We start from the raw sequence: 19,919 nt of genomic DNA on the forward strand, positions 1-19,919 counted from the left end.
AGGCTTGAAGCTCATAACCAGATTTTACCATGATTAACGGGCGGCGCGCGGCATTCCCATGTAGACTCGCCGCGTGAAGAAAGACCCAGTTGTCCCACGCATTGATCGTCTCCGCTCGCGGATGGCCGCTTATAAAGTGTGGCCTGACCGGCTCGGAAGGCGCCGGAAATATCGTGGCAGCCCAGGCAGCCGAGCATTTAAAGAAGTCATTTAAGGAATTCAGCCCCTCAGGGAGCGGGCTAGGTGTCCAACGGCACCAAGCGGCGATGGGGCGGATCGGCCCAGCATTGCCCAGCGCGCGGTGAATGATGGCGAAGCGCAGAGGCGCCGGACCACGGAATTAGTCAGCGGCCACGCAGTGATGCTGTCGGATCCGAGCCAGGTCGCCACTTTCATCGAGACGGTGGACACCGCCCTCAAGCCGAATCCTCGGCCGAATCCTCGGCCGAATCCTCGAATGAATCATTTCCAAGGGGAGAGCCATGACAAAACACGTCTTATTTATTGTCACCAACGCAGCCGTGATCGGCCCGCACAATCGCAAGACCGGCTTCTTTTTCGCCGAGGTCGCTCATCCTTTCGATGTGCTCGACAAGGCCGGAATCGCGGTAGAGTTCGCATCACCTGCTGGCGGATGGACGCCGTACGACGCGTACGACGAGAAGGACCCTGCCCAGAAGGGATTTCTCGAGAGCAAGGCCTTTCGTCGCCTCAATCACAGCCGCAAGTTAGCCGAGGTGGACGCCGCGGACTACGACGCCATCCTGATCCCCGGCGGCCTCGGACCGATGGTCGACATCCAGCGCAATACGGACGTCCAGAAGGCCGTCGTGCGCTCCTGGAGCACGGGCAAGCTCGTGACCGCTGTTTGTCACGGCCCGTGCTCGTTGCTCGGCGTGGACCTCGGTGACGGCACTCCGTTCGTGCGTGGCAGGAAGCTCACATCCTTCTCGAAAAAAGAGGAATACGACTATGCACGAGATGACGTACCCTACGAACTCGAGGACGCATTGAGGGCGGAAGGCGCGGAGTACTCGTCTGCGTCCAACTGGGAACCTCATGTTGTCGTGGATGGCCGCCTCATCACCGGCCAGAATCCCGCGTCGGCGGGACCGCTTGCAAAACAGCTGCTCGCCGCTTTGAAGGAGCTGGCGTAGGTCTCTGAGCACCTCGGGCATGTCGTCGCGAGCCGCCCTCTTGCAGGCAGGAGCCGACATTCCGCGGCTCGCGCCTCAGATAGGAATAAACCATGTCCACTCACATTAAGATCGTGGGTATCCTGACTGCGCGCCCTGGCAAGGCATCCGAACTCGGAGCGTTTCTCTCGGCGATGCGAGTACGCAGCCGGGCCGAGCCAGGAAATCTGCGGTGGGATATCTGGCGAGACAAGGCCAATCCTGACCGCTTCGTACTCGATGAGCTTTATGTCGACGAAGCAGCCGTCGCCGCCCATCGCAATACTTCGCACTTCAACGACTATGCCGCCAGGATCGGCGATCTCGCCGACCGAACACCGATCACTCTCGACCCGGTCGAGGTCGATTAACCCACTGGAGAGAATGCGATGAAAAGCGCGATAGCAGGATTGCTCACTGTCATGATCACGACCGCTTCCGCCGTCGTCGGCCACGCAGCCGACAAGCCTGTGTCCATCGTGCTGGTGCACGGCGCATTCGTCGATGCCTCGGGGTGGCAGGAGGTCCACGACATCCTTTCCGCCGACGGCTACGAGGTTCTGGCCGTACAGAATCCGACCGTTACCCTTAAGGGTGACGTCGATGCCACCAGGCGGGTCATCGCCCGGGCCAGCAAACCCGTCGTTCTGGTTGGCCATTCTTATGGCGGAGCCGTAATTACCGAGGCCGGCAGCCTACCCAAGGTCAAGAGCCTGGTTTACCTGGCGGCATTTGCTCCTGAAGCAGGCGAGTCAGTCTACGACATCGCCACGGCGCCGACGCCCGGCGAAGACAAGGCGCCTCTGCTTCCGCCAAGCGACGGTTTCCTCTTGGTGGACTCGGCGAAGTTCCCGACGTCCTTCGCAGCGGACGTCGACCCCGCCAAGACCAGGTTCATGGCCGAATCTCAAGTTCCCTGGGGGCTCGGCGCTGTGCAGGCCAAAGTCACGGCGCCGGCATGGAAGGACAAGCCCACCTACTTCATGGTGACAAAGAACGACCACATGATCCCGTCCAGCCAGCAGCGTTCTATGGCAGCGCGCGCTGGCGCCAAGGTCATTGAAATCGACTCCAGCCACGCCGTGATGCTTTCGCATCCGCAGGACGTCGCAGACTTTATCGCCAGCGCGGCTGCGCCGGCGAACTAGGACACTGCGCCCATACCGTCTTAAACGTCCTTACGAAGAGTGCCGGAAGGATTGCGCAGAATATTGCGGGGGCAGAGGCAGCCGTCGACGAAGCCAATCTTATCGAGGAGACGAGAAACACATGAGAGCCGCGCGCATACTCCAGTATCACAAGCCGCTCGTCCTGGAAGACATAGCGGTTCCCGATATCAAGGCGGACGAGGTTCTGGTCAAGGTTGCGGCATGCGGGATGTGCCGCTCCGACGTTCTTCTGGTCGACGGATTTTTCCAGAACTACGGCGATATTCCCCCACCGGTCATCCCGGGCCATGAGATCACCGGCACGATAGCGAAGATTGGCGACGTCGTTGCAAAAGCCGCGGGGCTCGAAGAAGGTGATCATGTCGTGGTCGCGCCCGGATGGGGCGATGGCGTATGTCGCCATTGCCAGGTCGGCAACACGCATATCTGCGCCAACGTGCGTTGGCCAGGCTTCGGTACCTATGGTGGGTTTGGGGAATATATTCCCGTTCCGGCACGCTACGTGATCAAGGTCGCGAAACATTTGAAATTCGAAGAGCTGGCTCCACTCACCGATGCCGGATTGACGCCCTATCGCGGCATCAAGAAGATCCGCGATGCCGGTGGCCTCGGACCTGATCGAGTGGTCGGCGTGTTCGGCATCGGCGGCCTCGGTGCCTATGCGGTCCAATATGCCAAGCTGCTTGGCGGTGGTTCGACCGTCGTTGCGTTCGCCCGCAATCCGGAAAAGCTTGCCGTCGCAAAGAGCTATGGAGCCGACCACACCGTCGATATCAAGGACAGGTCCGCTGGCGATATCGGCAAGGAGCTCAAGAAGGCCACCGGGCAGGACAAGCTCGATGCGATCATCGATTGCGCCGGCGCGCGGGAGATGATGCAACTGGGTTTCGCCTTGTTGGCGATCAGTGGCCACTATGCCGATGTCGGCTTCATCGGCGATCGCATCGACATTCCGTTGTTCCCACGAGTGTCCGGCGAGCAGACGTTTCATGGGTCTTTCTGGGGCAATAACGCCGACCTCAACGAGGTGATGGCGCTCGCCGCCGCAGGCAAAATTCAACACACCCATCAAGACTATCAGTTTCGATGAGATCAACGAATATCTCGATCTCCAGCGGGACAATAAGGTCGTCGGACGGGCGGTCGTGAAGTTCTAATGCCCTGCGGCGGCCCGACGGCATCGCAGCCGCGCTGGGACCTCTGAATTTGGCGAGTGTTCGACGCGGATCTAGGCTGGCAATCATCAACCCACCCCTCGAGCGGTGCACAGGAGTTTGAACATGCTCCAAAAAGCATTTGAACCTCAATGTAAGGCAGTCAACTCCCATTGCACGGACAAGGCGCAGCATCGGCGCCGGGGCCTGACCTTGTTTGCGCTGGCCCTTGGAAGCTTCTGTATCGGAACGTCCGAATTCGCCAGCATGGGGGTTTTGCAACTCTTTGCCGAAAGCCTTGATATCAGCATACCGGTGGCGACGAACGCCATCACCGCCTATGCCTTTGGCGTCGTGATCGGGGCTCCGCTCGTCACTCTGGCGGCTGCCCGCTTCAACCGGAAGACCCTGCTTCTGGCGTTGCTCTGCATTTTCATCGTCGGCAACGTGCTCTCGGCGATCGCAGTCAATCTTGGCATGTTCGCGTTCGCCCGCTTCGTCAGCGGGATGCCCCAAGGCGCTTATTTCGGCGCGGGCGCCGTCGTCGCCTCCTACATTGTTGGACCTGGACACGGCGGCAAGGCTTTTGCGCTCGTCATGACAGGGCTTACGGTCGCAACCATCATCGGTTCGCCCGTCGCTACCTTCCTCGGGCAGAATCTCGGTTGGCGGAACACCTATTTCGCCGTTGCCGGCGTAGGTGTGCTGGCGTTCCTGGCGCTCTCGGTATGGGTACCGCGGACCGACGCGTTGAATGGCGGACCGATCGCGCAGGAGCTGAGCTCGCTTCGCCGCGCATCTGTCTGGAACATGATGCTCGTCGCCGCGCTGGGGATCGCCAGCATTTTTGCCGTCTACACATTCATCGGACCATTCGTGACCGATATTGCTGTGATTGACCGGGCCTGGATTCCCCTAGCGCTCGCTCTTTTCGGCATCGGCATGACGCTCGGCAATCTCATTGGTGGAAGGCTTGCCGATAGCCATCCCTCGAGGGGCCTCATCATCGGTTTCGGCAGCGCGCTGATCGTGCTCGCAATTCTCGCATCCTTTGGTGGAAATGTTGTGCTGCTCATGATCGGCCTCTTCGGTGTCGGCACTACGATGATGATTGCGATCCCCACGATCCAAGTGAGGTTAACAAGCTTCGCCCCGGAAGCGCCGACATTGATGGGCGCAATGAACCTCGCGGCACTCAATGTTGCCAACGCCATCGGCGCCTGGGCCGGCGGGGCGGCAATCGCGGCGGGATTTGGCCTCCTTTCTGCAGTCTGGGCTGGCTTCGCCCTCACGTTTCTTGGCCTGATCGTGTTCGCCATCACCCAGCCATCTGCGTCCCAACTCGCCGAAGCGTGATCAGCAACGCATAGCTTGCGGAATCGATGGAGATCGAAGCGTGCTTTCGAGAGCCGAAGAAATCGGTTTTCCTCGATGACCATGATCGCCATGGTGGGATATAGCCGTTTGATTGGGGGTGAGGGGCGGTCGGCTCGCCCTTGACCCTGCCTGCGAGCTCCTGCTCCATCACATCATACGGGCATATCGGCGAGGTAAAACATCAAATCGACCGCGGTAGCCTTTCGCCAGGTGAGCAGCGGCGGATTTCTTCATTGAAGCGGGTCTCGAACGTCCATTGAGAATGGCATAGGGCGATAGGTAGCGGCCGATTTGGTGGGGCAGACGCCAATCCCTATTGCTAGCCACCCGTCAAGCGTGAGCCGCTCAAGTTGGACCGGCGATCTCGGCTCCCGAGAGTCTCGCAAGGCGACAAATTGAAATCAGGTGCAAATTGGCAATCCATCGAGGTCAAGCTGATGTAGGCTATTGGACAATTTGAGGCGAAGGACTTTTGTGACGATAGAATCGTAGGTTTTCCCTTCAACTGCACAGCATCTCAAAGGCTCGGCTGACAAACTCCACCAGCCCGCATCTTCCACGACGCACGGTTGCTCGAAAATCTGTGCTTCCAAGTTCTAGCCGTCTAGAACAACGACATCGTCGCTTTTCCAACTCAAGAAAACCTCGTCGCCCGGTCGATATTGTTCGTGCTGCAGGAGCCTTGGCTTCGCGATGATCTCATGTTTGCCAGCATTGATGATGTAGCGGGTCGCCTCGCCAAGGAACACGGTTTCTTTCAGTCGACCTGTCATGGCTCCGGGGCTGGGCTGGCGGGAGATGCTAATGCACTCGGGTCGGATCATGACCGCACAGTTCTGTGCTGATTTCGCGGGAACCGTAGCAAAATTGGTCCCATCGCTGTGCAGGCGGCCGTCGTCATTTATGCACTCGATCAGATTGGATTCTCCAACGAATGTGGCAACGAACTTGGTTCTCGGTTTGTGATAGAGTTCTTGCGGCGTTGAAAGTTGTTCAATCGCGCCGTCACGCATGATCGCGATGCGATCCGAAAGCACAAGAGCTTCGTCCTGGTCATGGGTCACGAACAGGACAGTCATGCGGAATTGCTGCTGAATGCGCTTGATCTCAAATTTCAGCTGTTCTCGCAGATGTTTGTCGAGCGCTCCCAACGGTTCGTCCATCAGGAGGACCTTCGGGTCGAAGACAATTGCGCGGGCAAGAGCTACTCTTTGCTGTTGACCGCCGGATAGTTCTCTCGGGAACCGGTCGGCGAGGGCCTCTAGCCTCGTGATGCCAAGTACATCCGAGACCCGTGTCCGAACTATGTCGTCTGATGCCTTGCGGACACGAAGCGGGAAGGCGATGTTGTCCGCCACGCTCATGTGCGGAAACAGCGCGTAGTTCTGGAACACCATGCCGATTCCCCGAAGATGGGGTGGTGTAGAGAGTATAGAGCGGCCGTCAACGAGGATGTCGCCGGAGCTTGGCTCATCGAAGCCGGCGAGAAGCTTGAGCATCGTTGATTTGCCGGAGCCGGAGGGCCCAAGCAGCGAAACAAACTCCTCTGCGGCAATTTTGATACTGGTGTTGCGCAGGGCAAAGAAGCCCGCTCCGTACTTGCGCGAAACATTGCGGAATTCAACAGATGTGCTCATGGTTATGCTCCGGAGACGTCGGTCTTTTTGCGTGCAGGCAGTAGTGCTCGATATTGAGTTGCCACAACGATGAAAATGACCGCGGTCACGATGACGCTGGAGGCGGCGCTGAGTGTCGGGTCAAGCTGGATCCGGATGTCGCTCCACATCTTGATCGGCAGGGTCTGCGTCTGCCGGCCGAGCAGAAAGAGCGTTATCAGGAGCTCGTCGAAGGACTGCAAGAATGCCATCAACCAGGCGGCCATGAACGCCGGCAACAATAGCGGCAGCGTTATCTTTCGAACGACCAGGTGGGGTGGGGCGCCGAGCGTCGATGCCGCATGCTCGATATTTCGGTCCAGACCCCTCAGCGCAGGGACAAGAACTACCACCGTATAAGGTGCGCAAACCAGCAGATGTCCGATTATCAATCCGGGGAATGACCCAAGCAGCCCGAGTTTGGCCGTCGAAAGATACAGGCCAAGAGCGAGGAGAATAATTGGCAGCATAAGTGGCGCAATAACCAGGAGGAAGATGACACGCTTCCAGACAAGCTTTGCTCGAACCAGGGCGAAGGAGGCCATGGTGCCGGTTAGCAATGCTAAGAAGGCGACGATTGCCCCGACCTTAAAGCTCTGGAAAAGGGCTCCACGCCAGTCGGGGTCTGTGAGGAATTTCTCGTACCACTGCAGCGAAAAGCCTGGGGGCGGGAATATGAGAAACGGAGAAGAACTGAATGACAGGATGTAAATGATCGCAAGTGGCGCCAACAAGAACATGACCACAAGGCAAAGGGCGACCTTGAGCAGCAAAGGAGCAAGCCAGGTTGGACGGCGCAGGCTGAGGTAGACGCCATCTTCTATCAAGGTCAATGCCGCTTTGAACGCTCTCGATGCTGCCGACGCGCGGCCGCCCCCGCGGCGAGGTTTTCCGAGCGGAGGCTGTTGTTCGCTTTCCTCGACCGACCACAATTGTTCAAGCGGAACGAAACGGTTTCCGATCGCAAGAACCAGTATGGTCACCATCAGCAGGATGATACCCAGCGCATATCCGCTCTGGAAATCCAAAAGCGTCGTGATTTGCGTGACTACCAGCTGTGAAATCATCGTATCGGCTGGTCCTCCGAGTAGTGCGGGCGCGATGTAAAATCCAATCGAGATGATGAAAATCAGCATGGCGGCTGACAAAATCGCCGGTCGGCTCATGGGAAGAAGAACGCTTGCAAAGGCCCTGACCGGGTGGGCTCCCAAGATCTGCGCCGCAGTTACAAGGGAACGGTCGACACGCGTCAGGCTTCCATACATAACGAAAATGCCGATGGGCATGAGGACGTGTACCAAGCCGATGTAGACCGCTGTGCTCGTGCCCAGGATTCGCAACGGCTGATCGATGAGACCTAAATTCTGTAAGGCGATATTGAGGACACCACGCCGACCGAGGATCACCATCCAGCCGTACGTCCGGATCAGGAAGGCGGTGAAAAGCGGTATCAGCAGGGCGATGCTCAGTAGCGCGAGGCCGCGTTTGCTGAGTGTGGTCATGTAATATGCGATCGGGAAGCCGATGACGATACAAATGATTGTTGTTGTCAGCGCAATCTGCAAGCTACGCAGGATCGCACTCAAATAAATCCCGTCGTTCCAAATCGCGCCGTAGCGACTGAAGTCCAGCGCCGCTCCATTGACGCTCTGCCACGCTGCGCTTAGCAACGGAACGATCAAGAAGGCTGCAATCAGCATGACCAGTGGCATCAACTGGAGTGCAACCATTCTATGGCGGCGCAGCAGCTTCCAGTCTTTGAAAGGCGTGTTCAACGCCTTCTTCCCTTCGTGCTGAAGTTCCTTCGACAAGTGCATATTCGTCGTCTTCCTGACCAAGCAATTTGTGCGCCTATCGAGCACGTGTCCGAGGAAAATCTCCGACGCGCTTTTCGACGCGCATAGACTGTCTTTGTTGAGAGGAGCGATGCACCCTGCGCGGGGTTAGCGCAGCTGCTGACCCTGGCGACGCCAGGGACGTTCAAGTTGCCCAGTTTGCCTCCATAAGGCGCATCACGTTCCCGTTCTTATTTTCTCGCATTGTGGCAGCTTCTGTTTTATGCGCAAATATCTATTTTGCTGATAACGCATTCATAACTGATATGGAGGCAGCCATGCGTGTTTCTCTCCGCCACATCGAAGTCTTCCACGTCGTCATGACCTCGGGGAGCCTCACCAGGGCTGCTGAACTTATGCACACCTCGCAGCCAACGTTGAGCCGCGAGATCGCGACGTTGGAGAGATTGCTAGGCTTTACCTTGTTTGAGAGACGCTCGCGTCGGCTTCTTGCAACGGAAAAGGCGGTCTTGTTCCATGCGGAAGTGCAGCGGTCTTACTCCGGACTTCAACAACTGATGCAGTCCGCAGAGGCGATACGTGATAATACAACGTCCTACCTGCGGATCGCCTGTCTGCCTCTTTTTTCCAGCGCGATCGTACCGAAAATCAGCGTCGATTTGCTCCGAGAGCATCCAAACTGCCGCATGGCAATGGTGCCGCTGGATCACGCTGATCTGATGCGTGAGCTCCTCGCGCTTCGTTATGAGCTCGGGCTGGTCGAGGTTGGAGTGGCAGTCGAAGGGATGCATGTTGAGGAGGTGACGGTCGGTGAAGAAGTGTGCGTGCTTCCAGAGGGCCATCCACTTGCCGCGCTGCGCATAATCAGCCCCTCCGATCTCGAGAAAGTCGATCTCATAAGCTATACGTCGAACGACGCGTATCATAAGCGCTTCCAGAGTTTCTTCGAATCCACGAGCTTCACGAAAAACGTTAAACTGGAGACGACAACCGCAGAAGCGATCTGTTCGTTTGTCCAGCAGGGCTTGGGAGTAGCCCTGGTTAATCCGATCACGGCCCGCGCTTTCGCAGGGCGCGGAATAGTCGTGCGGCCTCTTTCGATCTCGATTCCTTTTGTCGTTGGGGTTTGTCGGCCTCTCGGGCGGCCGATTTCAGATTTTGCGGCCACTGCCGCGCGCCTCATCGTTCAGGAATGTGAGACGATCTCAGCTGAGCTTCGGCGGCCGGAAGTGTGGCAAGGCCAGACCCGGGCTCAAGGGAAAGCATATCAGTTTTGAATAAGTAGGCAAAAAACTACGCATTTTTCTAGGAACTCTTTTTCTGAAATAGTTGCGCCAACACAGGGGCAATTATGAACATGACAACGACAGAAGAAGGCAAGCGTTCTCAGAAGCTGCATCAGAAGACCGTTCATCGCGATAGCGCGGGTGTTCTCAGCATTGAGGGAGTTCGGCTTGACCACCTTGCCGAAGCAGTTGAAACGCCGTTCTATGCGTATTCCTCGCGAACAATTGCAGGCGCCTATCAGGACTTCAGATCCGCGCTTGGACTGGACGTCGGCGTCTGCTACGCCGTGAAGGCCAATGGCAATCTCTCGGTAATCGCCTTGCTCGCCGAACTCGGATGCGGCATGGACATCGTATCGGGAGGGGAGTTGCAGCGCGTTGTGGCGGCGGGCGCAAGCCGAGATGGCGTCGTGTTTTCGGGTGTCGGCAAGACACGCGCGGAAGTCGAGGCAGCGCTTGCCGCCGGAATTCACCAGTTTAACGTCGAATCTGTCGCCGAGCTTGAGCTGATATCGGCCGTCGCCGCAAGTCATGGCGTTGAGGCGCCAGTTGCGTTACGCGTCAATCCAGATATCGACGCGCTTAGCCATGACAAGATATCCACCGGTCGCAAAGGCGACAAGTTCGGTATATCGATCGATGAGATCGCGAGCCTTTACCCTCACGCATCAGGAATGCGAGGCATTCGGCTTGTTGGGCTTGCAACGCATATCGGTTCACAGATTACCGATTTGGAACCCTACCGCAAAGCCTATACGCGCATAGCTGGTCTGACCCGTCATCTCAGAGATCTCGGGCAGAGTGTCACACGGCTCGATCTGGGAGGCGGTATCGGGATTGACTATGGTTCAGGCTTCAAACTGGAGTTGAAGGACTTCGCATCGGTTATCCGTGAGACTGTCGGCGACCTCAATGCGGAGTTGACTGTTGAGCCTGGCCGCAGACTTGTTGGTGAGGCGGGTGTTCTGGTTACACAGGTCCTGTACTCCAAACCGCATGCGGACTTCGACATCGTCATCGTCGATGCAGCTATGAATGATCTCCTTCGCCCGGCCATGTACGAGGCGGTACATCCGGTTGCGATGGTTTCTTCAACCGCAGGCGGATCAAGAAAGTGCAGAATCGTCGGCCCGGTATGCGAAAGCTCTGATGCTTTTGGAAGCTTCGACCACCTTCCGGAGCTTTCTTCTGGAAACCTTGTCGCGTTCCTGGCTGCGGGCGCCTATGGCGCTTCGATGTCGTCCACCTACAACGCCCGGCCGTTGATCCCGGAGGTACTCGTCTCGGATGACCGGTTTGCCGTCATCAGGCGCCGTCAACCTATCGAGGAACTGCTCGCGCTCGAACGAAATCCAAAATGGCGTTCCGTATCCAGCCGCTTGCCATTCAGCATGAAGGCAGGTTGAACGTGACCGTTGATCCACGACAACATCGGGCGGATTTCCCGTTCCTCAAGATGCATGGTCTTTTCAACTGTTTCGTGATCCTTGATCTGCGAGGGTCGCCCCAGAGGGTTCCTGCTGAAGATGTCCAGCGTATTTGCGACGTGCGGTCCGGCGTCGGTGCGGAGCAACTGCTCACCATTGAGCCGCCGACGGATGCCGGACGCTCAAGTGGCGCAGATGTCTTTATGCGCATCTACAACATCGACGGCGCAGAGGTGTCCGCTTGCGGCAATGCAACCAGATGTGTCGCCCATCACCTCATGAGGGCAAGCGGTCACGAGACGGTTACGATCGAAACCGCTGCGGATTTACTCCGATGCAGCGCTTCGGGAGATGAAGCTGTCAGTGTGCAATTCGGGCCGATAGGCACTGCGTGGAATGAGGTTCCGTTGACAGAGCCGGCAGACACGTCGTGTTTGCCAATTGAATCCGGTCCCCTCAAAGGCGGCTTCGCAGTCAGCGTAGGAAATCCACATACCGTGTTTTTCGTCGACAGACTCGCGGATGTCGATATTCCAAGGTTTGCACCGCCTATACAGAACCACCCAATTTTTCAATCTGGAACGAATGTAGGCGTCGGTGAGATTGTCGACGCCTGCACCATCAAACTGGCTGTTTGGGAGCGGCCGGGAATGCTTACGCAGGCATGCGGAACCGGCGCCTGTGCCGCGGCCTTTGTTGCCCGTCAACGTCGTTTCATCAGCACGAACTCGGTAACGGTGCACCTGCCTGGAGGGACCCTGCGGATCGATCTGCAGGAACATGGTGTCACGATGACGGGCCCGGTCGCGACCTGCTGCAGCGGCTATCTCCCGCTGCAGCTTGGCTAATCAAAAGAGCGTGTTTCAACGCCAAAACCTCAGAGGACGAAAGGAACTCAAATGAACGTCAGGTCAATAAACTTCATCGCGGGCGGCATCGCTATTCTGCTTGCTTCCGGGCAGTCAGTCAGCGCTCAGGAGGCTGTCCCAGAGAACCTCAAAGGCGCAGGCGAAGTCGTCGTGACTTCGGGTGGCGGCACATGGGAGGAGGCCCAAAAGAAAGCCTTCTACGAACCATTTACTCGCGATACCGGAATTAAAGTCGTTCTCGTTCCGGAAGACCATTCCAAGCTGCTTGCTTCTATCCAGGTGGGACAGCCGGAAGCGGATGTGACGTCAATCCCGGGCGGGTTCCTCGCTGGATTCGTGAATAAGGGAGCCGTGCAAGAAATCAACTATGGCCTCTTCGACAAAGACACGCTCTCCGCGATCCCGGACAATCTCAAGAACAAGTACGGCATCGGAGCTTTGCTCTACTCAGTCGGTATCGCGTATGACGAAACCCGGTTCAAAGATCCGTCAACGGCTCCCAAGAACTGGGGTGACTTTTACAACGTAAGTGCCTTTCCCGGCATGCGCACCCTGCCCAAATGCGAAAAGATGATCGACGGCGGCATGTTGGAAGGTGCGTTGATGGGTGATGGCGTTCAGCCGAAGGATGTCTACCCGATCGATATCGATCGCGCATTCGCGAAAGTGGCCGCGATTAAGCCCAACGTAAGCAGGTGGTGGACAGCCGGTGCCGAGGCGCCACAGAGCTTGATTGACGGAGAAGTCGATATCGCCGACGCTTATAACGGACGAATTTTCGCGGCAAAGAAGCAAGGTGCCCCGCTAGCCTTTTCATGGGATCAGTCGTTGCTTCAGTACGATTACTGGGTCGTCACCAAGGGTGCTCCCAATCGGGGCAACGCAGATAAGCTCCTTGCATATATCGCCACAGCAAAGCCGCAAGCCGCCTTCGCGGAACTGATCGGTTATGGGCCCGTGAATAGGAAAGCTTACGACCTGATCCCCGAAGATCAGCGTAAAGCGCTCCCGGGCGCACCAGGCGTTGCCGAAAAGCAGGTTTTCCAGAACTACGCCTGGTGGAATGAAACCGACGCGGATGGCAAGACGAATTGGGAAAATGCCCTGAAAAAGTGCGTAAGTCTGTTGTCGCAATAACATAATCACTTTGCGGCGGCCCCTTCCGCGAGGGGCTGCCTGTTAGCCGATATCTTTCGAGGAATTCGCGATGCCTGAGCAACTGCCAGAGCAAGACGGAAGTATTACGCCCGGCATTCATCGCCGGCTTCTGCGCTTTTCGAACCCCAAACTCTCGGACCATGTCTGGCCGCTGTGCGAGATACGTGGCAGCCAGCCGGGCCCCCGGCTCTGCATATCGGCAGGCGTGCATGTCAACGAAGTGTCAGCGATCGAAGCTGCTGTTCGCCTGCAGAAGTTGTTCGACCCGCAGAAGATGCGCGGCTCTGTCGAAATCATCCCGCTGATCAACCAGCCGGCACGGTTTCAATACAGTGAGTACGTGTGCCCAATTGATGGGCGAAACATCAATTTCTCATTCCCGGGCAAACCGGATGGCTCGTTCACTGAAGCCCTTTGCGATGCCGTTACCACCGAGTGGACTAAAGGTGCAGCTTGTTACGTCGATATGCATGGAGGAGACTTGCGCGAACAGGTGGCATTCTTCTCGATTTACCAACGGACAGGGGATGACAACTTCGACGCCGAGGCGCGTGCTCTCGCAATGTGTTTCGATGCAGAAATCGTAGTGGGCTTGCCGCCAAAGCATATGGAGCAGCCTGGACGCCCGCCGACGGGTTTTGCTCGTCAGCGCCGTTTCTCGATAATGTCCGAGGCGGGCTCTCATGGCATGGTCGAGCATGATGCGGTGGAATATCACGTGGCGGGTGTTTTAAATATTGCGCGTCACATCGGGGTTCTTCCGGAAGCGCGCTCGCAGTTTGTGAGGGGTCGCGTCCCCTGTGACGATTACATTTGGGTGGATTCTCCGGAGGATGGGGAGTTCCACGCTTTGGTGGACCCGGGGTGCCAGGTTACAAAGGGACAGCAGCTAGGAACCATTTATAGCCTTTTCGGGGACCCATTGGCTCCGGTTGTTGCGCCAGTCGACGGATTGATGCTCTGGCGGATGACCCACCCAACTCTCAAAGCTGGAATGGCCACATTGGCCATCGCTGTCGAAGAGCGGCGCTGACAGAAATATCTAACACGAAACACAGGCTGTTTAGGAATTGGCCAACCACGGCGAGCACGATAAAAAAGCTACCGTGGTGAGCTGATGTAGTGAACTTGCAAGAAAGAAGCAGATGGTGCGATCGATCCAAGACGCGTGACACCCCGTCTGTTCCAGTGACTATCAAGGCCGTTTGCTTGTCAGGAACACGCGTTGCGGAAACCGTCTTGGCCGGTGGTCGTGTGCGACCACACACAAAGGCCGCACATATGGAAGCAAGCGGTCCGGTCAAAAATATCTGCAGAAAAAGCTTGCAAGTGGGAGCCGTCCTCATATGGAACAGGGAAGGTCCAACCGCCTCGCGCGACGACATCGTCGATATGGCCCAGTCATTGGAGTCATTGGCGAGGCCAGGGCAGGTCGAGCGCCCGAAATCGCCGAGAAGATCATTCATCCAGCGAGGGTGAAGCATGAATTAGCACAACAGCTGTTTGTCGGTTTGGACGTTAGGGATTGAAGATTTCTTTAGCCGTTACTGACGGCGAGCGGGCGGGATGCTTCAGGTGCGGTCCGGACAACGAGGCCGTCTGTAAGAATCGCCGGGAAGCATCCTTGTCTACGAGGCGGCATACCAATATTGGCAGTAAGCATGGCGCCGAAAAAGAAAGCTGAAAAGTCCCGTCAGGACAAACCCCGATCGCTTCTGCAACAGCTTGCGGCCAAGCCGGAGAAACTTTTCACCGGCAAGTTTCGCCAGCAGTATGGCGCTTTGTGCTTCCGCTACAAGGATGACGAGACAACCATCGAAATACTGGTCGTCACGTCGCGCGACAGTGGACGCTGGATTATCCCAAAAGGCTGGCCCATGGAGCGCAAGGAGCCGCATGAGGCAGCTGCCATCGAAGCGTGGGAGGAAGCGGGCGTACGTGGCAAGGTTAGGAAGAAGCCAGTCGGGAGGTACACCTACCTCAAGCTCCAGGGTGACGGCGACGTGGTGCCGTGCATCGTCGATATCTTTCAGATCGAGATCAAAAAGGCGCACGACAACTTCAAGGAGCGTGGCGAGCGCAGCTTGGCTTGGGTCAGCCCCGACGAGGCGGCACGCCGCGTTCGAGAGGTCGAGCTGAAATCCTTGCTGGTGGAATTCACCCCTCGAGGGCGTCGATCCCAAACCCTTCCCTAGAGGAAGACGGTCGGATCTGTTTTAGGATATGGGTCGCGAGAATATCTCGTAAGTTATGTGGCCCATGAAACCGCAAGCCTTTTATGGCACCGCGACCGGTATAGGGAATATAGATCCCATCTGGATTACCGTCCGCCAAGCCTCGCCTCCATCGACAGTTCGCTCTGCGCATGATCTGTTAATGGATCTTGTCATATTTAATGATCCGCATACTTATCACCAGTCTTGAAAACTCGAATGGAAATGATATTTATAGGTATCATCCTAGGGTGAATGGCAAGTTTAGGTATCACATGAAAACGGAGTCTGAAGCGCTTCTGGAAATCGGTCGGCTTTTGAAGACGACTCGCAAGGGATTGGGACTTACTCAAGAGCAGGTCGCCGAAATGGCAGGTATATCGCGTCCACGCTACCGCGAGATCGAAGCAGGAAGCAGCGCTGCCCGCACGACGACCCTGATCAACATTGCGCGCGCCGTCGGACTCGAACTGATGCTCATTCCGCAGGCGATGGTTCCGGCGGTCGATGCACTGACGCGGCCACATGATGACGGCGACGATTTGCCTGCCTTCGTCGCCAGACCCAATGGTGATATCGATGCCTGAGGCGCATCTCGATCCAAGATCAATCTCATCGCTTGAGGTGCTGCTGAACGATCTCAAGGTCGGCACGATTGTCAGAACGCCTGGCGACTTCAATGCGTTCAGTTTCGAGGAAAGCTATCGTGCGACGGGTGGTTCGCCGGTACTGAGCCTGTCCTTCCGCGCGGTCACCGGAGGTTTGCGCAAAGATCCCAAGCCTGTCGCCAGAGCCTTGCCGGCGTTTTTTGCGAATCTTCTTCCAGAGGACAAGCTGCGCGAGGCGATGGAGAAGCACCACGCTGGCAGCGTTCGCGCCGGTAACGATTTCGATCTGCTCATCGCACTCGGGTCGGATCTTCCGGGTGCTGTCCGCATCGTGCCCAGCAAAGGCGCAGCTCCTGCGCTCGAGGATCCGTCACGTTCGAAACCGAAGGCCCGGTTTTCGCTCGCCGGCGTGCAGATGAAGCTTTCAGTCATCAAGAACACAGGCAAAGGCGGCGGCCTGACCCTGCCGTTAGGAGACGAGCAGGGCTCGTACATCGCCAAGTTTCCGTCGACGTCGTTTCCTGGCGTCTCGGAGAATGAATATGCCAATCTCGCTTTGGCCGAAGCGATCGGCATGGACGTGCCGCAACGCGAGCTTGTCGAGCAATCGGAATTCGAAAGCATTCCGGAAGAATTCAAGACGCTCTCGGATGGAAAAGTCCTGCTCGTCAAACGCTTCGATCGCAGCGCTGGCGCTGAACGGATACATATTGAGGATTTCGCGCAGGTCTTCGGCATTTATCCTTCCCGCAAATACGAAGGTGCGGCCTATCACGATATCGCAGCAGCCCTGGGGGTTGCCGTCTCCTCCGCAGCCGCGCTCGAATTCGTCCGCCGGCTGGCTCTGGCTGCCGTCACCGGCAATGGCGACATGCACCTGAAGAACTGGTCACTGATCTATCGCGGGGCGGGCGACAAGCCGGAGCTTGCGCCGGTCTATGATGTACTCTCTACCATTCCTTATATTCCGGCAGATGCCATGGCGCTGTCGTTAGGTGGCGAGCGTTCCTTCAAGGCGATGAACGTGCAACGATGGAAAGTCTTCGCTAATCGTGCGCGCTTGCCGGAGGCTGCCGTTCTCAAAGCGGTGACCGAAACCGTTGAGCGGGTGAACCAAACCTGGTGGTCGCTGCCAGAGCGCGAGGTCGTTCCGATAAAGGTGCTTGAGCGGATCGACGCGCACGTCAAGACGATAACGCCGATTCTTGGCACGCGCGCGCACTAGCATGTGATCATGCCGTAGCCCCGGAATACCCCGGAAACACTCGACTGCTCCGCATCAGCCCGCGCGCCAGTTTGCTTGCCGCCTCTTAACTTCTTGTCAAAGGTATCGTCGATGATCCGAAGTGACGGAACCTCCTGGACGACATGCAGCGCCGCTTGACGGCCGGGCCTCGTTTCGAATGACGAGCCGCTGACGTCAGCATCAACGAATGTGTTGGCCAAGTGCCAACGTGCCGCGCGATGAGATTCTTTACCGAGATCGAGCTGCGTTCCGATCAAAGTGGGGTTTTGCTGATCTGTTGAATTCCGTCCAACGATGGAGACAAGCAGCGGGGGGACCGCTGCACGAGGCGGCTTTTGCTTCTGCCGAGGTTGCTGAAATACAATGGATCCAAAGAGAACAACGTCGACGATGGCACCGGCAACTAGCCGCCAGCGCAGCGTCACAGGACCGCGAGGGAAGTCGGGCAGCATATCACCGAACCGGTTCGATACAGCAGAATGGCGTCCACAACGACGCGAAGGATAGCGACCGTTCTCCGGGTTCCACTTGGCACCGTCCACTATCATTTTGAGCACAAGCAGCAGCTGTTTGAGGCGATTTCAGACACGTTCTGTGCGACCGGTAAAGAGTGGGTGGCAGCCCACGTCACCGCAGGAATGGGCTTGACTGCAGCCGCCGGTGCGATGGCGCGTGCATTCTCTCCATGGGTAGCGCGTACGCCTGCAGATCAGCTTACCGAGTTCGAGCTGGGAATTTGGGCGCTACGCACGGCGCCGGCCGTTTACGCCAAGCTTTAGCGTATCCGCTGCAGTTCCTGCCCCATCGCCGGTTATACTGTTTTTACAAAACAGCATAACGCCGGAGGAGCGCCATGAGTGGGCGCTCCGTGGAAAGCGTGAATCTTCAAGGCATAGGCCGGTTCAGCCAGAAGCGCGCGAACCATGGCCTCGGTGATGACGCCGGTCCGACGAATCCTTGACGTTCACCTGATTACTCCGCAGCTCTGAGCGGCCCTAGCGCGACATCCGTCGTGTAGTTCTCGCGCATGAAGTTGATGAAATTATCCTGGAACTGGCGCGTATGGGCGTGGGCGAGCTCATCGGCGAGATCCACATTCTTGTCCCTGATGGCATTGAGCATGAGCGCATGCTCGTCGGTCAGAAGATAGCCCTCGTGGGTGCGTTCCAGATATTCGAAATGCAGGTGTAGCATGCGCTGGCCCTGCGACAGCAGCTTCTCGTAGAACGAGGCGAGATACTGGTTTTTTCCCGCATGGGCGATTGCCATGTGGAATTCCTTGTTGGCCTCCGACATGGCGAGGTGATTGCCTGTTTTAACAGCCGCTTCGAAGGATTTCAGCCGCTTGGTGATGATCTTCAGATCGGCCTCGGTGCGGAGCGCAGCGGCAAGACGGGTGTTCATGCGCTGCGCGATATCGAGCGCCTCGACATATTTCGGAAAGGTCGCGACTTCGATGGGGGCGACGATGGTGCTCCGGTTTGCGAGCGTCACAACCAGCTCGTCGGCGCCGAGGCGGATCAGGGCCTCCCGCACCGGCGAGCGCGACATGTCGAAACGTTCGGCAAGCGTCGTCTCGTCAAGAAGCTGACCGGGCGGCAGGGCGAGCGACAGGATCTCGTTGCGGAGCGTTTCGTAGACGTTCTTCCAGCCGGTCCCGCGGATTCGTTTCACTTCCGATTCTTCAGACACTTAAGTCCCTTTCTGTCGACGCCCGTCCATTGGGCCAGAAAAACAGCGTGTCGGCAATGTAATTTTTCCGCTTGACTTTGTCGACACGCTGTTGACATATTTTAGCCAGTCGACACGCAGCCGACACAAAAAACAACAGAAACGGCTACAGCCGACGAGTGGAACCGCGCGCTTCGCGCACAGCAAAAGAGGAATGCCGATGCTTTCGAAGTTGATGACGTCCGCCTTGCGGGCGCTGCCCGCGCTCGCCCTCATGGGAGGTCTTTCCGCAACCGCCGCTCAAGCAGAGAACGCCGAGGGATATTGGCAGGGTGTGCAGAAGGCGGGCGTTCTGCGCTGCGGCGCGGCCGTCGCGCCGCCCTATGTCATGCGCGATCCGGCGACAGGCGAATATTCCGGATTCTTTGCCAATCTCTGCAGGGAATTCGCCGACGTCCTGAAGGTGAAGCCCGAATTCGTCGATACGACCTGGGACAATATCGTCGCCGGTCTGCAGGCCGGCAAATGGGATCTGTCGCTGGCGCTGAACCGCACGCCGGCGCGCGCCATGGCCGTACAGTTCTCGATCCCGGCCATGGAGTATCAGATCTCGCTCGCCTACAACAAGAACAATCCGAAAATCGCGGCCGGCGCCGCTTCGGTGGCCGATATCGACAAGGCGGGCGTGACGCTCGCCGTCATGTCCGGCACGGCGCAGGACAAGGCCATTTCCGCAGCGGTGAAGAACGCCACGATCATGCGTCTTCCCGGCAACGACGAGACCCGCCTTGCGGTGACCTCCAAGCGCGCCGACATCCTGGTCGATGCCTCCGACACCAATCAGCTGTTCACCCAGTCGAACCCGGATTGGGCGGTGGCGCTCAACCCGACGCCGGCACTCGCCAAGCAGGGTGTCGCCTTCGGTCTGCCGCATCAGCTTTCGGCTGCCGATGTCGAGGTGGTCGATATCTTCCTCGAAGAGAAGGTCGCGACCGGTCATATCGACGAGCTGATCAAGAAGGCGGTCGACGAAGTGCTCAAGGGCGCAAAGTAATCTCGCCGGGCCGGTGCCAGGAACCGCGCCGGCCCTCTCCAGCTTCGATCATCGGAGATTG

18 protein-coding genes and 1 pseudogene are annotated in these 19,919 nt (G+C 57.5%); 15 read left to right on the top strand and 4 right to left on the bottom strand.

The genetic code is table 11. The features are described 5' to 3' along the window. Positions 1 to 482 precede the first annotated feature (482 nt). The 5 genes and pseudogenes from NBG89_RS22540 (at position 483) to NBG89_RS22560 (ending at position 4,854) form a co-directional block, all read left to right on the top strand. A complete protein-coding gene (locus tag NBG89_RS22540; RefSeq protein ID WP_431324310.1) occupies positions 483 to 1,157 on the top strand; it encodes a type 1 glutamine amidotransferase domain-containing protein in 675 nt (224 codons plus the stop codon). 92 nt (positions 1,158 to 1,249) lie between these two features. After that, positions 1,250 to 1,546 (top strand): putative quinol monooxygenase, encoded by a 297-nt coding sequence (locus NBG89_RS22545; protein ID WP_431324311.1) that lies wholly within the window; start codon positions 1,250 to 1,252, stop codon positions 1,544 to 1,546. Positions 1,547 to 1,564: 18 nt separating this feature from the next. After that, positions 1,565 to 2,323, top strand: a complete 759-nt coding sequence (locus NBG89_RS22550) for an alpha/beta hydrolase (RefSeq protein WP_431324312.1) — start codon at positions 1,565 to 1,567, stop codon at positions 2,321 to 2,323. A gap of 121 nt (positions 2,324 to 2,444) precedes the next feature. Next, positions 2,445 to 3,501, top strand: a pseudogene (locus NBG89_RS22555) (NAD(P)-dependent alcohol dehydrogenase). 123 nt (positions 3,502 to 3,624) lie between these two features. Next, positions 3,625 to 4,854, top strand: coding sequence for an MFS transporter (locus NBG89_RS22560; RefSeq protein WP_431324313.1), 1,230 nt, complete (start codon positions 3,625 to 3,627; stop codon positions 4,852 to 4,854). A gap of 617 nt (positions 4,855 to 5,471) precedes the next feature. On the opposite strand, the gene NBG89_RS22565 is transcribed toward NBG89_RS22560, so the two are convergent. Together NBG89_RS22565 and NBG89_RS22570 are read right to left on the bottom strand one after the other, a co-directional pair. Continuing rightward, positions 5,472 to 6,512 carry an ABC transporter ATP-binding protein gene (locus NBG89_RS22565; RefSeq protein WP_431324314.1) on the bottom strand — a complete coding sequence of 347 codons (1,041 nt, stop codon included), beginning with the start codon at positions 6,510 to 6,512 and terminating at the stop codon, positions 5,472 to 5,474. Positions 6,513 to 6,514: 2 nt separating this feature from the next. Then, positions 6,515 to 8,341 carry an ABC transporter permease subunit gene (locus tag NBG89_RS22570; RefSeq protein WP_431324315.1) on the bottom strand — a complete coding sequence of 609 codons (1,827 nt, stop codon included), beginning with the start codon at positions 8,339 to 8,341 and terminating at the stop codon, positions 6,515 to 6,517. Positions 8,342 to 8,643: 302 nt separating this feature from the next. Between NBG89_RS22570 and NBG89_RS22575 the strand changes: the two genes are divergently transcribed. The 8 genes from NBG89_RS22575 to NBG89_RS22610 all read left to right on the top strand — a co-directional run bounded on the left by NBG89_RS22575 (position 8,644) and on the right by NBG89_RS22610 (position 17,112). Beyond that, complete coding sequence (locus NBG89_RS22575; RefSeq protein ID WP_431324316.1) at positions 8,644 to 9,603, top strand: LysR family transcriptional regulator; 960 nt, start codon at positions 8,644 to 8,646, stop codon at positions 9,601 to 9,603. A gap of 80 nt (positions 9,604 to 9,683) precedes the next feature. Then, positions 9,684 to 11,018, top strand: a complete 1,335-nt coding sequence (lysA, locus tag NBG89_RS22580; RefSeq protein ID WP_431324317.1) for a diaminopimelate decarboxylase — start codon at positions 9,684 to 9,686, stop codon at positions 11,016 to 11,018. Beyond that, entirely contained in the window at positions 10,970 to 11,887 is a 918-nt protein-coding gene (gene dapF / locus NBG89_RS22585; protein WP_431324318.1) for a diaminopimelate epimerase, read from the top strand. Before lysA ends, dapF begins: the two co-directional genes overlap by 49 nt. Positions 11,888 to 12,058: 171 nt before the next feature. Then, positions 12,059 to 13,045: an ABC transporter substrate-binding protein gene (locus NBG89_RS22590; RefSeq protein ID WP_431324319.1), complete on the top strand. Its 987-nt coding sequence runs from the start codon at positions 12,059 to 12,061 to the stop codon at positions 13,043 to 13,045. Between the two features lie 70 nt (positions 13,046 to 13,115). Further along, entirely contained in the window at positions 13,116 to 14,099 is a 984-nt protein-coding gene (locus tag NBG89_RS22595; RefSeq protein ID WP_431324320.1) for a succinylglutamate desuccinylase, read from the top strand. Between the two features lie 628 nt (positions 14,100 to 14,727). Continuing rightward, the gene (locus NBG89_RS22600) at positions 14,728 to 15,261 is read left to right on the top strand and encodes an NUDIX hydrolase (protein WP_431324321.1); all 534 of its coding nucleotides are present in this window, start codon (positions 14,728 to 14,730) and stop codon (positions 15,259 to 15,261) included. 293 nt (positions 15,262 to 15,554) lie between these two features. Continuing rightward, on the top strand, positions 15,555 to 15,866 hold the full coding sequence (locus NBG89_RS22605; RefSeq protein WP_431324322.1) for a helix-turn-helix domain-containing protein: 312 nt from the start codon (positions 15,555 to 15,557) through the stop codon (positions 15,864 to 15,866). After that, the gene (locus NBG89_RS22610; protein ID WP_431324323.1) at positions 15,859 to 17,112 is read left to right on the top strand and encodes a type II toxin-antitoxin system HipA family toxin; all 1,254 of its coding nucleotides are present in this window, start codon (positions 15,859 to 15,861) and stop codon (positions 17,110 to 17,112) included. The genes NBG89_RS22605 and NBG89_RS22610 overlap by 8 nt, the downstream gene beginning before the upstream one ends. Here the strand turns inward: NBG89_RS22610 and NBG89_RS22615 are convergent. After that, positions 17,109 to 17,585, bottom strand: a complete 477-nt coding sequence (locus NBG89_RS22615; RefSeq protein ID WP_431324324.1) for a hypothetical protein — start codon at positions 17,583 to 17,585, stop codon at positions 17,109 to 17,111. The genes NBG89_RS22610 and NBG89_RS22615 overlap by 4 nt on opposite strands. A gap of 27 nt (positions 17,586 to 17,612) precedes the next feature. Here NBG89_RS22615 and NBG89_RS22620 point away from each other — a divergent pair, with 27 nt between their 5' ends. Continuing rightward, positions 17,613 to 17,912, top strand: a complete 300-nt coding sequence (locus tag NBG89_RS22620; RefSeq protein ID WP_431324325.1) for a TetR family transcriptional regulator — start codon at positions 17,613 to 17,615, stop codon at positions 17,910 to 17,912. Positions 17,913 to 18,105: 193 nt separating this feature from the next. On the opposite strand, the gene NBG89_RS22625 is transcribed toward NBG89_RS22620, so the two are convergent. After that, a complete protein-coding gene (locus NBG89_RS22625) occupies positions 18,106 to 18,825 on the bottom strand; it encodes a GntR family transcriptional regulator (protein ID WP_431324326.1) in 720 nt (239 codons plus the stop codon). A gap of 199 nt (positions 18,826 to 19,024) precedes the next feature. On the opposite strand from NBG89_RS22625, the gene NBG89_RS22630 reads away from it, so the two are divergent. After that, entirely contained in the window at positions 19,025 to 19,858 is an 834-nt protein-coding gene (locus tag NBG89_RS22630) for a substrate-binding periplasmic protein (RefSeq protein WP_431324327.1), read from the top strand. The last annotated feature ends 61 nt before the right edge of the window (positions 19,859 to 19,919 follow it).

It is taken from the genome of Rhizobium sp. YTU87027, from assembly GCF_050644135.1.
In the GTDB taxonomy this organism is placed as follows: Bacteria; Pseudomonadota; Alphaproteobacteria; order Rhizobiales; family Rhizobiaceae; genus Rhizobium.